We start from the raw sequence: 14,605 nt of genomic DNA, 5'->3' as shown, positions 1-14,605 counted from the left end.
GAAGGTAGCCCTGTAGTTCATCTTATCGTAAATCAATATCTGGTGTTAAAGCAGCAAATAATACATTGGAATTGATACTTGCACTAGCTGTTACCTTTAATTGTACATACCGCTTCAATCCGTATGGTAATAAGACCGTCAACTTAGAACCCTTTTTGGCATCTAATTTATACGTTCCTAATACTGTTGGGCTTGTAATCGTTACATTCGGCGGTTGTTGACCTGCCACACGTTTCTTTAACAACGTAGATGATGCAGAATCACTCGTTTGTAATTCAACCGTCAATTGCCCAGAGGTACCCTTTAAATTATTCATTGCCAAATATAACTGATTGTAGGCATCACCTGTTTTCACAGTATCTACTACATCAGAATAAATGGTAGTTCCCGTTGAGTTATAGTTTTCTTCACCAGGGAAAAATGTGTTTTCAAAATCTGTAATCATTGTAATACCTCCTTGACCTATACATTGGCGATTGGATCTTCATCTGTACGAAGTACATCACAAGATTTTACTTCAATACCTGCTACATAAAGTTTTGGCATTTCACCCATAACCTCTTGACGTGTTACATGAATATTGTTTTTATCCGTTAATGCTATTTCTAATGCTGTTTTAATCTCCTGTGGTACATATGCCACTGGTTTAATACGTCCACTGTCTAAATTACGAAGACGACCCTTCGCATAAATAAAGGATTCAATAAATTTTTGACGTTGAGATGCTGTAGCACTAGCCAATTGACTAACATCAATATTACGGATAGCCGCTACACGGCGTGGGTCTGCTACCGTAAGCCCTACATCCCAACTAAATAACGTTTCTACTACTCGGAATTTATTTCCTTCAAAGTCAACCGCATCAGTCTCACCTAAGTCTTTTTTAGTTAATCCTGCTTTAGATCCTCTAGGATAAATCCCCATGACACCATCATCACCATGACATACAATCCAAATGGATCCACACTTACCAGCCACAGTGCCACCCATATTAACATTTTGGTATCCATAGTGCGTTTTATCTGTAGATAACACATTATATCGTTTAGCTAAGCCATTAAACTCGCCTACATTAACATCTGTATCACCATAGAACAACATACTTGCCACGGTTTGACCAAAACCTTCAATATGTGCTGCATCTTCTGTTTGTCGAAAACGCATTGGGTCATTAGATAACATAAGCAACTTCACATCTACACTAGAACGGTCTTCAAGCATGGCAGCCGTATCCGTTACTTGTCTAGTGCTAGACTTGGTATTCGGTACACCACGGTTAATCGCACGTACATGAGGATTTGGCAATGCTGTGCGTTGCGTTGTCAAGTTACCTGTAGGCAAATTTCCCTCTTTAAAACGTAAATCTTGCATGATAGGATTAGCTTGATTTAACACCTCAATAATGCTATCAATTCCATCTTTAGAACCTTTATAACGCTTATGTAAATCCATTAACGTCAATGCTTCTGTACCAAATGTTGGCATATTTCATCACTCCTTTACTTCATTCGATATACATCAAAGTTTGTATTATCGTAAAAATTAACTCCAGAACCGCTTCCTTGTCCACTTAAACGGCCCGTATCTTCTGCTACTAGATCACCAATTGTAGCAAACGCTTTTACAAGTGCCACATTATTCCCGATGCCATTCATCATAAGAACTTCTCGTAGATTAGGGATATCCTTTTCTAGGTATTCAATACCCGCCCCTGCTTTAGCAATGGTGGCATCAAAGTTGGAACCTAATTCTTTTACAGTTTCTTCTTTCCAAGTTTCTGCTTGTGCCTCTTGTAATCCATCAATATGATTTAGCAAGGCATCTCCCATAGTTTGCAGATATCCCATACCAAACTTAGCAATTTGTTCTGCCCCTTCTTGGGATACACCACTATTTCGTAAGACTTCACTAAAGGCTTCCGCACTCTGTTCATCAATACTTTCACCATCGCTTAATAAACTAGTGAAATCATACGTTTCTGGCACACCTCCTTGAGGTTCTACAGGATTTGATGTATCTGTGGATTGTGTTGAGGTATCCGTTGTACTATTTGTGTTATCATGAGTACCTTCCACCCCAGTATTTGGTTCTGGTGTCACTGTATTTTCTACTTCATTTTCCATGTGACTCTCCCACCTTTCTTGTAATCAACTCATTAATACGTTCTTGATGTTGAATATATTCCAGTTCTGCTAATTGCTTTTGCTCTATACCTTTCACACCAAGTAATGTAGCAATATTCTTTACCACATCTATACCTACAGACCGTCTCCCTTCATTAAAGAATGATTGAGAGTTGCCTGTAAAAGTGGTCTGCATGATACAGCATGTATCTAGTAAACGCATGAGGAACCAACGCCCATCTTCGGTGCTTAATACGGCTTCTAGCCCCTTACGATCCCGATTCTGAATTTCCATCTGCCGAATCTCTCGAATGAGTTCGTCTTTCTTCTTTACACCATACTCTATCATTCTTCACCGCCTAATCCTGGCATACCTAGCCAATTTCCTACTGCTGATTGATTAGTATTCGCCGCTTCCGCCATATCCTTTGTCGCTTTCGCTAGATTAGGGGCTTGTTCTAACATCTGTTGTTGTTGCATTTGTTCTTGTTGTGCCATCATGGCTTGCTGTTCTTGCTCTAGCTTAGCTTGTGTCTCTTCATCGCTAAAGGACATCGCAGCAGGTGCACCTAAATACTTGAAGTATTCATTGACAAGTCCAATTGGGTTAATCTTTGCTTTAACCTCTGGATATACTTGCATCATATTCATAGCAAAACCAAATGCTTGTTCGATAGTGGTTAAACCTGCCAATTTTTGTGCTTGTGCTAATGGAGAAGTAAAGTCTACTTTAATTTCTTTATCTGATAACGTTTCCTTTAGTTCTTCTGGTATTGGTGGGAATATTTTCGCATCCGATAGAATAGCGTAGGTACGTTCAATTACGTTATTTAAAAACTCGTATTGCAATCGTTCCACTACAGGTCCTAGTTGTTGTAACTTTTCCTGTGTACGCTCCATGACCTCTCGTGCCGTCATTTGACCACTATCTAGCTGTTCTAACATCAAGAATAGGTCTGCATTATAACAGCGCTTAATATTCTCACGTGTTTCCATGACAATTTCACCTAATGGCCCCAATTGCATATTCACATCGAACAATGGTTTTACCACATCATTAGGGTTATCTGTGGTTGTAATTCCCCCTGGAATCAGATTCACATTATACGCTAGTGAAGAGGATACTTGCATTGGCGGTTTTACCATTAACTCTACCGCTCGCAATCTATCACTCATTAACGTTTGTAACATCTTTACATCATCATTGGCATACCACCCAGCACCAACAGCATAGGTTTCATTTCCTACTACTTGATACCTTGCTACACATACAGGAAAGGTATTGAATCCACCTACTTCTAAAAAGGTTTCTTCTCCTTCTAGCCAATAGTAACTTCGGTATTTCATATGCCGTTTACCGATTTTACCGTTAACATAGTCCCGATTAGGTTCTACTAACCAATATACAGTGTATGTATCTGCACTATATGTATGATTACGAAGTAAGTCTTGCATTCCAGGTGGCATAGATTCCACGCTAAACTGTTCAGCAATCTGCATTAAGGTCATAGCCCGCTTCACAGTAAATGTATCTACGATACCATTACCGCCTACACTCATGGCATAGGTGCCAATTGTGAACTGTTCTACACGAATACCTGTACGAGTATCTCTAAATATACCCATAGCAGCTTGCCCATAGGCTAATTCTTGGTACGCTTGGTAACAACCTATATAAAAGTTACTCTTTCCAAAAATAGCTTGCATAATCTCATGCCGTTGATCTAAGACTGCTGACATTTCATGATTTGCCTGTAATCCACTATTGGCCAAGGTAAGTTTGAACCATTGTCTGCTTGGTGGTGTTAACCCACTCATGACACCACTAGCAAAAATATCATTACAATGCGATGCATAGCTATCCAATAGATGACTCGTATCATAATCAATGACTTTTCCATTTGTGTCATTCAGTTTACCTATGAAAGGTAACTGATATTTCTTAATTTCACGCCATACTTTTACATGTGATTGCTGTGCCTCAAATAGATGCTCTACCTTTTGACTTACTTCTTTTGTATTGCCTAGGTCTTTAAACCTTGCTCCTGTTGGAGCTCTAGCCAATAAGCTCATAGAATCACCTTATCCTAATTTATTACGCCCTGCACTAGACAATAATGTATCTGTTGTACGAGTTGAGGAGAATCCACGTTTTTTACGTTGCGCTTCTTTCGACATCGTATCATCATCTACCTCATTATTCTCTACCGTAGGTGATGGTGCTGGAGGTTTAATCTCTGGCACCTCTGGCTGTTTAACCCCTAATAATTTTCCTACGAATCCACCACACATAGTATCCACTCCTTTCTTTGTTGTTAACCAAATGGATTATATTTTGTATTGGCCATTGGTGGTACTGCTTGCGTATACATATCTTCTTGGGGAACTGTATATGCAAATGTTAGAGCCAAGGCATCCCCTTTATCTGGTGAGTGCCCTAATCGCTCTTTAATTTTGTCCTTACTCTCTAGTACGATGCGTCCCCTGGTGTCAAAGCTATAGGTTGGAGTTGCTAGGTCGGCTCGCAGTGAGCCATCATCTGGTAAACTTCCTCCTTGTTTAATCCATTGAGCCATTTCATACCACATTTCAGCACGTTTATTAACAAATCGTTCCGATTTCGATGCTTGGCTTCCAAATGGTACTTCGATAATGTGACGGTAACCCATCTGCCGTAGACGGTCTATTACCCCTTCACCTCGACCAGCATCTATAAAGACTGCTCTAGGCTTATTCTCTTGGATAAGCCCAGCCACAACATTAGCAATTTGCATGTTATCTAGTCCCTTATACCGCAGTGGCTTATAGGCAACTAATCCCTTGCGTATTGCAATTGTGGTTGCATCGTCACCAAAACGTGCAATATCTACACCTAACACAAGCGGACTATATTGAATATCTCGTGGTGCTACTGTCCGCTTCATGGCCATATTAATATCATCAATACTAACCAATACATTTTCTGCACTGGCTGTGAAATCACAATATAGCTCCTGTCGAATGGCATTTTCTGTCATCTCGACCATCATTGCCTGTAATTCTTCTTTCGGTATGATCTGGCTATCATCAACTGTATACATACATGTGTACCAACCTGAATTAGAATCTTCTTGTAATTTCTGTGCTTTTAAAAAGAGTTCATAGAACCTATTTTGCCCCTTGGGCGTTCCTATGAATATAGCCCACCCTGTTCTATCAGATAAGGCTGGACGAATAATTTCATCGAACACTTCAGGTTTCATTTGAGCGTATTCATCTAGTACTACACCATCTAAATACAACCCACGTAAACTATCTGGATTATCTGCCCCTCGGATATAAATTCTCGGTCCTGCACGACTCCTGTGTTTGGTTGGCAGCTCTACATATAACTCACTTTCATTCACCCGTATACCTGGTATGACACTGGTATAAAACTTCAAATACGACCAAGCAATTAGCTTAGCTTGCGTTCGTAATGGCGCCACATACGCATATTGTGGTGATGGTAGATTATTTTGTATCGCCATTTTTATTACATGATTAATGGTTGCTACCGTTTTTCCAAACCTACGGTGTGCGACAATCACATTAAAACGATGGGTTTCTATAGCTGGGTGTATGAAATCTCTCCACAAGGGCCTTGGTGTGTACGGAATCGTTATGTTAATCCTCTTCACCTTGTTCCTCCCATCCAATGGCTAATTGTAAAGCGCCTCCATCTTTTCCTGTCAGTTCTGTTTTATCCACAGGTTTATACCCAGCTCTGTCTAAAAAGTCTTTTGCCACTGTAATTCTTTCTCGTGGTTTCGTCTTAGGATCTTTTAGGATTTTACACATCACCCGAAACGCTTCCTTTGCTTCAAATACAAAGGCTTCCCGCAACTCTCTATCCATATCATCCTTACAGGCTTGTAAGTATGCCAACACTTCATTATCCTTCATAAGATTAGAGGCTTGTTGCTGAGCAGACTTTTCGCTATAACCAGCATTAATTGCTGCCTGTCTCATATTTTTGCATTTTAATGCCATATATTCTTTGACAAATCGTTTCCGTTGCTCAGTTAACATAATTCCTCACCTCCTAGATTTGAAATATTTTGGCATGAAAAAAGCACATTCTTTACAGACTATGTGCTAAAAGTCCTGATTTGATGTGTATCTATAATTATGTAATGACCGCCTTATGTAGGTTATGCCCATCACATACTATTAATATATCACACTTTTTTTCGATTTTGTCGCCTACTTTTTTGATATTTTTAAAACTCGATGTTCTACCATGTACAATGACATAATTTGCAACAGTTCATTAATGGCTGCATAGTATACATCTCTTGTTAAACCCATTGCAACCATACAATTAATAGAGCGTTGTTTCCCATAATACTTGCGTTCACATAGTTCTCTTAGCACCACATTTAATTCACATTCACAAGACTCAACCGCTTCCACTAATCGTTCTGGATAGTCAATATGTATTCTTGCCTTACCGTCAACAATATACACCTCTCGTAGGGGCGTTATATTAGACACCGCTTCTTGTCCAGTAGGGTCTTGTATCCATCCACCTCCAGCTTTCTTTTTTACTGGATCTAACCTAGCTTGTAAAACAGCACGTTTTATATCTTGGTAGTGATACAAATACCACTCTACTTGCTTTTTTAGTTTTATATGCATTGAATCACCACCTTATCGTTATCTACTATTCCAAGCCTTTGCCGCGGCTAAATACTGTGGCTTATCTTCAAAGGATACAGTAGCACCACAAACATCACATACCACCATATTATGTCGTACTCCCGTGCCTACGCCAATCACTGTGCGCACCTCTGGGTTCCGACAAAATGGACATGGTGCCAACCCATTTTTATAGTTTGCCTTTTTCTTCATAGGTTCTCCTAGGTGATTCACTCTTAAGCCTTGCTTCACGAAATTTCTTTTGTTTTTCTATCATGCAAAGTCTTTCTTCCTCTGACATACGCCCATGATAGACGTTCTCACAAGGCTCCTCACTTAGCAAGTTATAGGCAATCGCCCTTTGTTGCGATACTCTGCTTGCTCTTTCATTCACTGCACGATTCGTCTTAGCACAGTTTGGGCAATAGATTTGTCTTGCAGAGCCATCAAAGAGTTTTTCACATCGCTTACATCTTTTTATCATCCTAGCATATCCCTTTCGCTATTCAATGATTATTTACTTTCAAACAGTTGCTCTTGTGCTCTTCTTCCCTGTATATATGCTTTGGTTTCATTGAGCATTTTGTTCACTAGTGTAAGCTCCTTTTCATCAAGTTCTATCCAGTCTGTAACGTATTTAAAGCTACCATCTTTTGTAATGGCAGTTCCACTAAATCTAACTTCACTTGGTATTTGAGTTATTTTTTCACCAACAACCGCTTCCATATATTTGATTTCTAACCGTTTTATGATCAACATAACTCCAAGAAATATATAGTCACCTCGTTCTGTTCGCATATGACTATTTACAATGCTTACCAATTCTTTCCAGGCGGTGTAAAATGACTCTCGTCCATCTTCTCGTGCCGTCATAGAGTATACAGATTTTCCGCCTACATCATTTTCTTTTACATAATCAAATGTTTTTGTGCTACCAACTACAGCTATTTTACGAATGAGCATTGCATCACCTCCTCATAACCTTAGTTCATTTCAGGATATTGTTCCTAATCTCATGCGCTAGTAGTTATCTACATTTATTTCCCAGTGGAACCAAACCCGTTATCTCCTCGAGCTGTGTCAGATAATTCTTCTACTTCCACAAGATTAATTTTTGGTGTTGGTACCAGATAACCTTGTGCAATTCTATCCCCCTTATTAATTTGGTAAGGAATCATGCCTTTTGTTTCATCATTAACATAAATAGCTGCTACTTCTCCACGATAATCTGAATCAATAACCCCCATCGAGTTTGGCATACGCAATGGTGTATCTACACCCATAGAACTACGTGGTACCAATTGTAATACATATCCTACTGGTACTTCTAAAGCTACACCTAAACCAATTTTATACGTGCGCTCTTCCCACACAGTGACATCTTCTGCTGCATAGAAATCTAATGCGCCGCTTCCTTCAGTTCCATAAGTAGGTAAGATGGCATCCTTATGTACACGTTTTACCTTCATAAACATCCCATTAGCTGTAGGTGCTGTTTCTTTATTTTCTGTATTTACCACAGGTTGTGACGGAGTATCCGCTTCCGCAGTATGCGGTTCTACCGTTGTGGTTTCTTCTGCTTTTGGTGGTTCTACTGTTGGCGGTTCTTCTGTCGGTGGTTGTACATTGCCTACTTCCTCCGCTTTATGTTCTTCTGTATGTGTCTCTTCTGTATGGGTTTCTTCCACTTTATTTTCTTCTACACCTGGTTGCACTGTATTTTCTAATTCCATGATTAATCTCCTTGTCCATAACAATAGTAATTTAAAAGTACCACGGTAACTTTAACTTGTATCCATAGCGTCCCCTCCTCTTAGCACTCTACTTTATAAGGACATCGCCCACTAGGACACGTCTCATCGAACACAGGTACCTCCACATAAAGCATGGCTACCCGTAGTTCACAATTCTCTATATCGTTCCCTTCCTTTGTGCAGGATAGGCAACTACCTTGTAGGGCATGTTCTGCTAAGGTACTTAGGTATCCCTCTTGCTCTCGGATTTCCGCATCATCAATAGTCCCTTTCTGAACAATTTCTATGTCGTACCGCCCTATAGCCCTTACGATTTCTCGTTTTGCATCTTCATCTAATCCATCAACTAAATTGATCATCAACTTATGCGCTAGGGTGGCACACATATTCGCCATTTTTTTGTTTTCTTTTTCTAAATGCAGTGGCTCTATAATATCTCTCATAACCCTACTTATAAATGCTACGGTGGTAAAGTTCTGCTTGTTTTTAGCATTAAAATATCTTAGTGTGCCTGCATTAGGATTTATCTTAGGTTCTTGCTTTATAGGCTTTACATTTTGTGCACCGATTAGCATTCACAATGTACCCCTTTCCCTCTATATATAAATTTATATTTCGTTCTGGACATTCACGTGTAGTAAATACTCCACCAGTTTTAGTAACGATATTGGCATGCTTACATGTTCTTGCTTTCTTATACTCCTTGGGTCTTCCCATGCTGACTCCTTTCTAAAACGGAATTTCCTCATCATTTTTGGTAAAAGCATCATAGTGGCTGCCTACATCTTTTTGCTTTACCAATTGTATTCCCACCCGTTCTGCGATTACTTCTGTGATGTATCGTTTCTCTCCATTTTTTTCATAGGATCTAGTTTGTACACTACCTACCACAATCACAGGCTGCCCTTTTTGTATAATCCCTACTTCTTCCGCATAGGTCCATGCCACGACATTATGAAAGGAACTAATTTCCTTATCCTCTGAAATACGTTTATTCGTAGCTATCGAAAATAAACACACTGCCTTACCTGTTTTCGTGTACCGTAGTTCTGCATCTTTCACTGCATAGCCTACAAGTACGATTTGATTGTTTTCCATACTAACCTCCTTTATGTACAACATCGTTCCATATAAACTTTATTTCTAGGTGTATTCAACTATTTTGTTTTCCACCACTTTTGATTACTCTTCGGTTCCTCAATCTTTATGAGACGATAAAATCGATAGGGATATCCAGCTAAACTTACTCCCTCTACAATGCTATCTGTCTCTACATAGTATCCTTTCGGTGGAATGATGACTTCTGCCCAGGTATTTGCTTGTAATCGCTCTTTTTTTACTTTTGGTTTCTCCAAGTTTTGGCTAGATACCCATTTACGTTTAAAACCAGTAGCCTCTAACTTACGATCACTTTCCTTAACAAAATAGCTTGCAATCCGAACCGCATCACGCCACTCACCTTGATAAGCTTCTTTTTTAGAATATCCGTGAGGCCATAACCCCTTTAATTCTTTCACCGTCATATCTTGTATTCGATTCACCAGAATATGAAAGTGTATCCTACGTTCTCCTTCGCAAGTGTAGATATACTTCAACGGTTGTCCTAGCTTTGCATACCTTCTACGCAGCTTTTTGATGAACAATGTAATATCTTTTTTTGCTTGTTCCAAAGTGGGTTCTATTTCATAGGTGAGAGTAATATAAAAATCTTCTTCATGAAAATTGATATCTATTAACATACGCAACTGTGCTTCTGCATTCTTTTGATTCTGCAATGCCATTTGCAGTGGTGTAATCTTTTCTTTCTTTTGTCGTACACTTTGTTTTTTATACGTTCTTCCTGTATGGTAATCTGTAACTTCACACATTGTTTTTCCGTATACTTTTTTTCGATATCTCATCAGTACCTCATATGGTCGAAAAAATAATATACATATCTAGTCAATACAAGGCCTTTCAGCCTTTTATTTTAGTCCTAATATCTATATCATTTTTCTTTGAAAATCTACTATTTCTCTGTATTTCTTCTACCATATGTGGTATACTATAAATAAGGTTGTATCTACATATGGATATATGAGACCACTTAGTTCCCGCTAAGTGGTCTTTTTTATGCACTTCGCTCCGCTACTTTTTCCTTTAATACTTTCTTGATAGCTTTGGACTCTGGACCATGCACTACTGCATGATGACAATACCAACATACACAACATAAATTATCTAGATCATTCGTTCCACCATTTGAACGAGGTTCTATATGATGAATCTCTTGTGCTGGTGCTCCACAGATAATACAGCTATGATGATCCCTTGCTTTTACTAAATCTCTCATCTTATTTAATTCATACTCATATTGATTTCTCTTTTTACTTCGTGCCTTTAACGGAGTTCTTTTTAATTGTGATGTTCCCCTAGATAAAGCAGTCTTTGCTCGTAATGGTGTTTTCCTCTGTAGTGGTGTTCGTTTAAGCATGCCATTCCCGTCCTATCTGTGATTCTACGATGCGTAACTCTAACTTTTTAATATTGATAGCTTCATCTACGGAACGATACATGACTCTTGCCTTATCTCGTTCCATTCGTAACTGACTAACAGACACATCCCCAACGACTAATTCTCGAATCAATGAAACGGCTGTTTTTTTATCTCGCTCTTCTTCGATTTTTCTCGCCTTGGCCAACTTATAGGCACGTTCTGTTTCTGCTAACTTGATACCTCGTTCTTTCAATAAGGCTAATGCCGTATTCAATTCACTTCGTAATTGCTGTAACTCTTGCATTAAATCTTGCATGTGCTCGCTCCTTAAGATGTTTTTGATGACAATCTTTACATACTTTAATAACTTTTCCATCCTCACGAATATATAACCCACCTTTGTTGGTGATATCTAAACCGCACTTAATGCATTTCATTTTCTTCATGTTCTGCCACCTCTTTTGTAATAGCTTCGTAATATTGATTTTTAACAGGATACCGTTTTTCGATACGAATCTCTTCCGCCACAACATGAACAACCTTAATCCCTTGCAATAGTACAGCTTCTCGTTCCTCGTAGTGTTCTGCTATACGCATGTATGTCAATGCTACAGCTATGACAATCCACATTAATAAGGACATATAGATATACTGTTCATTACGAGGATCAACCACCCAACAGATGACAGGACAACTACCTGCTATTAACAATGCGATTTTTAATAAGGTGTTATCCCGTATATCGACTAACCAAAGATACTGTTTGCCAATCCATTTCAATACTGCCTTTATAGTTTCCATTTTTCTTTTCCTTTCTGTGATATACTAAATTAAAAGGAGTGTGATTATATGTCTAAAATTACTGTTATGTTTCCTGACTCTTCGTCCCTAGATGTAATAACCCCTGATCCCAATATTTGTCCTTGTTGTAACTATGGTATTAAAGCTCAAAACTTGTTTATTTCTGATGTAGAGTATATTAAAGATATCTATTCGTTTATCGTTGTACATCAATGTCCAAACTGTTCTAAATACTTCATCACTGAGTACATACAAGACCCTATTTTTATCCATGATGTTGATTTACCCGAATTTGTAGCTAGACCTTATACACCACCTTTTAAAATATCTATTTCTAATGAAAGTAGCTTAACAGATATATCAGAGAGATTTTTAGAGGTGTATAAGCAGTCTCTAATGGCTGAGCATTATGGACTTCATCATTTAGTCGGTATGGGATTACGTAAAGCATTGGAATATCTTTTACAAGATTACCTATCGATTATTAATCCAAATGAGATTGAAAAAATTAAAAACTCTACTTTATCTCAAAACATTAATTTAATACCAAATGAAAACCTTAAATCCCTTGCTACTGCTTCTACTTGGCTCGGTAATGATCATGTTCATACTTCTATAAAGTGGCCTGATAAAGATATTTCAGACCTAAAAGCTTTTATAGAGGCACTTACCTATTTATTGCTAATGGAGCTTTCCATACTTTCTGCCAAGGAAATGATATCTCGTAAGTCATCTAACGGCTCAACCTTGTAAACCATTCTCCCTTCTTCCCAATACTCAACGATAGTTCTGTTCGGGAAGAGGGGATTATTATTTTCTACATAGGTTAATTTTGTTATAGTCACTCTTTCAGCACTGATAAATGTTTTTGAATCAGCACTTTCATCAGCATATATCTCATGATTTCTCATATGTGCACCTCCATTGCCCCATGGATGTCTTGAGATACTGACACCTTTCACAATGTTCCATACATATAATGTTGTTCACCTGGCTACAATGCACATAGGCTCTAGTTTGTTTGTTCCTTTCATCGCATATGGTACATATAGCCTTTCTTCGTTTCTTAGTCATTACCAAGTAACCGTTTTAGATACGATTGTGATGGCATAATTCCATCTGGCGTAACTAGGACAATCGTACGTTCACGACCAATGTCATCTCCACGTAAGTATGCTAACAACCGTGGCTTAATAACAGAGTATGTATGCGTGTTCGTTTCACGGTTATGAATCACCTCTACATAGGGTAAGTCTCCTGATTTGCCACCAGCCATTAACCTAGCTTTCGTATATCCCAAGGCAACCGCTGCTACATCTAATGGGGCAATATCTGGCAATAACTCTACACGATCCATTACATTGTCTAATGCTTTTAACCTGGTCATTAAATCATCCATGGTATTCTCCTTTCATCAAATCATCTATTGAACATTGAAAGTACTCTGCTACAGCTTTCACGCTACTAACTTTTGGGTCTGAGGTTCTCCAGTGTGATATGCTACCTACCGATAACTTCACCTCTCGTTCTAGCTTAGCTATACTAATTCCTTTTTCCTTACATAGTTCCTTAATAGTTTCATATAATTTCATGGTTTTCCTACCTCTTCATGCTGAATATATTCATTGACTTTCAAAACCATATCTTCTATAATCAAATTAATCACAAAACTTTTTTTCTAATACGAAAGGAAGTGGTTCTCATGAGCCAATTTTTGATGATTGCCTGTGCCTTTTAATGTCCGAGCTCGCTTTGGCTTAAAAGCGGTCGTCCTAGCGGCCTAAGGAAGATTAACTCCCATAGCAACGGTCTTTTCAACCGTTTGTTTGTCACAGCTTTAATAGATCGCAGCGCCTAGTATATATCGTCTATTTCATGCGGTGACCGCAATGCAAGAGGTAGGCAAACCCCTAAGGCAATATAGCTTTGACTCGAAAAACCAAAACTATATTGGTTAAGCAGCTAAGAGTATCTAATGCTCTTGGCTGTTTTTCATTTGTTAACCCAAAATAATACAAAAATTGCTAACTAAATAACTGCTTTACTTAGACAAAACCTAGAAAATCTCTAATGTGATTTTTATAGGACCTTTTACTATTTCTGAACACTCCAATTCATACCGAAGAGGAGTGTTCTTTTTTAGTTTCTCCTTATGCAATATATTTTTAGGGCATAAACTTGTTGATTCAAATTCTTTTTCTTCTGTTTGACTTTTAAATTTAATACTTCCTATCCAGTTTCCATCTGTCTGGTATCTTATTATTTTTCTTGCCATATAGTCTCCACCTCCCTACAGCAACTCATCTATAGTACATATGTTTTTCTGCTACAACCCCATTACGGGGACTGAAACATTGTGATTTCTGCTCCTTACTTTGGAAATCTTGGATCACTTTCAAAATTCCCTAACTCTAAATATATTTTTGCTTGAGTAAAAGTAGCCAATCCTAACTTATATGCCAATAATTTATCCGTTTTTTCTATCTTTTTTATTATTTGCAACTCGTCCATTGCAGCCACGTGCATGCTTCGTAGCCACTCATTTTGTTCTTCTGTTAATCCTGGTAACATAGTTCCTCCTGTGAAAGTCCGCTTCAAACATCTAATCTATCTATAATTTGTTTTGTTATCTAAACATTTTTATTAAAAAAATATTCCCAAACATCAATATGTGGAATGTCTAAAGCTAACATAGCTTTGTTAATTTCTTCTTGTTTGAATTGTAACTCAGAATTTAGTCTTTTATATAAAGATGTTCTTTTGATGCCTATAATATCAGCAAACTTCTCTCT

The 14,605-nt window shown here is 38.2% G+C and carries 24 protein-coding genes; 1 reads left to right on the top strand and 23 read right to left on the bottom strand.

Features of this window, described 5'->3' with window-relative positions; genetic code table 11:
* Nucleotides 1–22: 22 nt before the first annotated feature.
* From EO121_RS00120 to EO121_RS00035, 18 genes are all read right to left on the bottom strand, one after another.
* Nucleotides 23–445: a hypothetical protein gene (locus tag EO121_RS00120; RefSeq protein ID WP_127165187.1), complete on the bottom strand. Its 423-nt coding sequence runs from the start codon at nt 443–445 to the stop codon at nt 23–25.
* Nucleotides 446–462: 17 nt separating this feature from the next.
* Nucleotides 463–1,485 carry a major capsid protein gene (locus tag EO121_RS00115; protein ID WP_127165186.1) on the bottom strand — a complete coding sequence of 341 codons (1,023 nt, stop codon included), beginning with the start codon at nt 1,483–1,485 and terminating at the stop codon, nt 463–465.
* 14 nt (nt 1,486–1,499) lie between these two features.
* Complete coding sequence (locus tag EO121_RS00110) at nt 1,500–2,123, bottom strand: hypothetical protein (RefSeq protein WP_127165185.1); 624 nt, start codon at nt 2,121–2,123, stop codon at nt 1,500–1,502.
* On the bottom strand, nt 2,113–2,472 hold the full coding sequence (locus EO121_RS00105) for a hypothetical protein (RefSeq protein ID WP_127165184.1): 360 nt from the start codon (nt 2,470–2,472) through the stop codon (nt 2,113–2,115). The genes EO121_RS00110 and EO121_RS00105 overlap by 11 nt, the downstream gene beginning before the upstream one ends.
* Nucleotides 2,469–4,196 carry a portal protein gene (locus EO121_RS00100; RefSeq protein ID WP_127165183.1) on the bottom strand — a complete coding sequence of 576 codons (1,728 nt, stop codon included), beginning with the start codon at nt 4,194–4,196 and terminating at the stop codon, nt 2,469–2,471. Before EO121_RS00100 ends, EO121_RS00105 begins: the two co-directional genes overlap by 4 nt.
* A gap of 9 nt (nt 4,197–4,205) precedes the next feature.
* Entirely contained in the window at nt 4,206–4,415 is a 210-nt protein-coding gene (locus tag EO121_RS00095; RefSeq protein WP_127165182.1) for a hypothetical protein, read from the bottom strand.
* Between the two features lie 23 nt (nt 4,416–4,438).
* On the bottom strand, nt 4,439–5,782 hold the full coding sequence (locus EO121_RS00090; RefSeq protein ID WP_127165181.1) for a hypothetical protein: 1,344 nt from the start codon (nt 5,780–5,782) through the stop codon (nt 4,439–4,441).
* Entirely contained in the window at nt 5,769–6,173 is a 405-nt protein-coding gene (locus tag EO121_RS00085) for a terminase small subunit (protein ID WP_127165180.1), read from the bottom strand. Before EO121_RS00085 ends, EO121_RS00090 begins: the two co-directional genes overlap by 14 nt.
* 174 nt (nt 6,174–6,347) lie before the next feature.
* Nucleotides 6,348–6,782: a hypothetical protein gene (locus EO121_RS00080; protein WP_127165179.1), complete on the bottom strand. Its 435-nt coding sequence runs from the start codon at nt 6,780–6,782 to the stop codon at nt 6,348–6,350.
* An 18-nt stretch (nt 6,783–6,800) separates the two neighbouring features.
* Entirely contained in the window at nt 6,801–6,995 is a 195-nt protein-coding gene (locus tag EO121_RS00075) for a Lar family restriction alleviation protein (protein ID WP_127060945.1), read from the bottom strand.
* A 300-nt stretch (nt 6,996–7,295) separates the two neighbouring features.
* Nucleotides 7,296–7,745: a hypothetical protein gene (locus EO121_RS00070; protein ID WP_127165178.1), complete on the bottom strand. Its 450-nt coding sequence runs from the start codon at nt 7,743–7,745 to the stop codon at nt 7,296–7,298.
* A 74-nt stretch (nt 7,746–7,819) separates the two neighbouring features.
* Nucleotides 7,820–8,515: a dUTP diphosphatase gene (gene dut / locus EO121_RS08705; protein ID WP_206168533.1), complete on the bottom strand. Its 696-nt coding sequence runs from the start codon at nt 8,513–8,515 to the stop codon at nt 7,820–7,822.
* Between the two features lie 80 nt (nt 8,516–8,595).
* Complete coding sequence (locus tag EO121_RS00060; RefSeq protein ID WP_127060951.1) at nt 8,596–8,979, bottom strand: DUF5651 domain-containing protein; 384 nt, start codon at nt 8,977–8,979, stop codon at nt 8,596–8,598.
* Nucleotides 8,980–9,265: 286 nt separating this feature from the next.
* Nucleotides 9,266–9,634: a single-stranded DNA-binding protein gene (locus EO121_RS00055; RefSeq protein WP_164723731.1), complete on the bottom strand. Its 369-nt coding sequence runs from the start codon at nt 9,632–9,634 to the stop codon at nt 9,266–9,268.
* Between the two features lie 59 nt (nt 9,635–9,693).
* Nucleotides 9,694–10,437 (bottom strand): hypothetical protein, encoded by a 744-nt coding sequence (locus EO121_RS00050; protein WP_127165177.1) that lies wholly within the window; start codon nt 10,435–10,437, stop codon nt 9,694–9,696.
* A 209-nt stretch (nt 10,438–10,646) separates the two neighbouring features.
* Nucleotides 10,647–10,868 carry an HNH endonuclease gene (locus EO121_RS08595; RefSeq protein WP_164725806.1) on the bottom strand — a complete coding sequence of 74 codons (222 nt, stop codon included), beginning with the start codon at nt 10,866–10,868 and terminating at the stop codon, nt 10,647–10,649.
* A gap of 133 nt (nt 10,869–11,001) precedes the next feature.
* Nucleotides 11,002–11,328, bottom strand: coding sequence for a hypothetical protein (locus tag EO121_RS00040; RefSeq protein ID WP_127165176.1), 327 nt, complete (start codon nt 11,326–11,328; stop codon nt 11,002–11,004).
* Nucleotides 11,329–11,435: 107 nt separating this feature from the next.
* Nucleotides 11,436–11,813 (bottom strand): hypothetical protein, encoded by a 378-nt coding sequence (locus EO121_RS00035; protein WP_127060961.1) that lies wholly within the window; start codon nt 11,811–11,813, stop codon nt 11,436–11,438.
* A 48-nt stretch (nt 11,814–11,861) separates the two neighbouring features.
* Between EO121_RS00035 and EO121_RS00030 the strand changes: the two genes are divergently transcribed.
* A complete protein-coding gene (locus tag EO121_RS00030; RefSeq protein ID WP_127165175.1) occupies nt 11,862–12,566 on the top strand; it encodes a DUF4145 domain-containing protein in 705 nt (234 codons plus the stop codon).
* 313 nt (nt 12,567–12,879) lie between these two features.
* Here the strand turns inward: EO121_RS00030 and EO121_RS00025 are convergent, their stop codons facing one another.
* The 5 genes from EO121_RS00025 to EO121_RS08825 form a co-directional block, all read right to left on the bottom strand.
* Nucleotides 12,880–13,212, bottom strand: a complete 333-nt coding sequence (locus EO121_RS00025) for a hypothetical protein (protein ID WP_127148179.1) — start codon at nt 13,210–13,212, stop codon at nt 12,880–12,882.
* The gene (locus EO121_RS00020) at nt 13,205–13,405 is read right to left on the bottom strand and encodes a helix-turn-helix domain-containing protein (RefSeq protein WP_127165174.1); all 201 of its coding nucleotides are present in this window, start codon (nt 13,403–13,405) and stop codon (nt 13,205–13,207) included. Before EO121_RS00020 ends, EO121_RS00025 begins: the two co-directional genes overlap by 8 nt.
* A gap of 464 nt (nt 13,406–13,869) precedes the next feature.
* Nucleotides 13,870–14,088 carry a hypothetical protein gene (locus EO121_RS00015; RefSeq protein WP_127165173.1) on the bottom strand — a complete coding sequence of 73 codons (219 nt, stop codon included), beginning with the start codon at nt 14,086–14,088 and terminating at the stop codon, nt 13,870–13,872.
* A gap of 95 nt (nt 14,089–14,183) precedes the next feature.
* Entirely contained in the window at nt 14,184–14,384 is a 201-nt protein-coding gene (locus EO121_RS00010; RefSeq protein ID WP_127165172.1) for a hypothetical protein, read from the bottom strand.
* Nucleotides 14,385–14,443: 59 nt separating this feature from the next.
* Nucleotides 14,444–14,587, bottom strand: coding sequence for a DUF739 family protein (locus EO121_RS08825; RefSeq protein WP_370447186.1), 144 nt, complete (start codon nt 14,585–14,587; stop codon nt 14,444–14,446).
* Nucleotides 14,588–14,605 lie beyond the last annotated feature (18 nt).

This window comes from Veillonella sp. CHU732 (genome assembly GCF_003992085.1).
GTDB lineage: Bacteria > Bacillota > Negativicutes > Veillonellales > Veillonellaceae > F0422.
The sequence above is the reverse complement of the archived record's forward strand: the minus strand, read 5'-3'. Positions and strand labels throughout refer to the sequence as shown.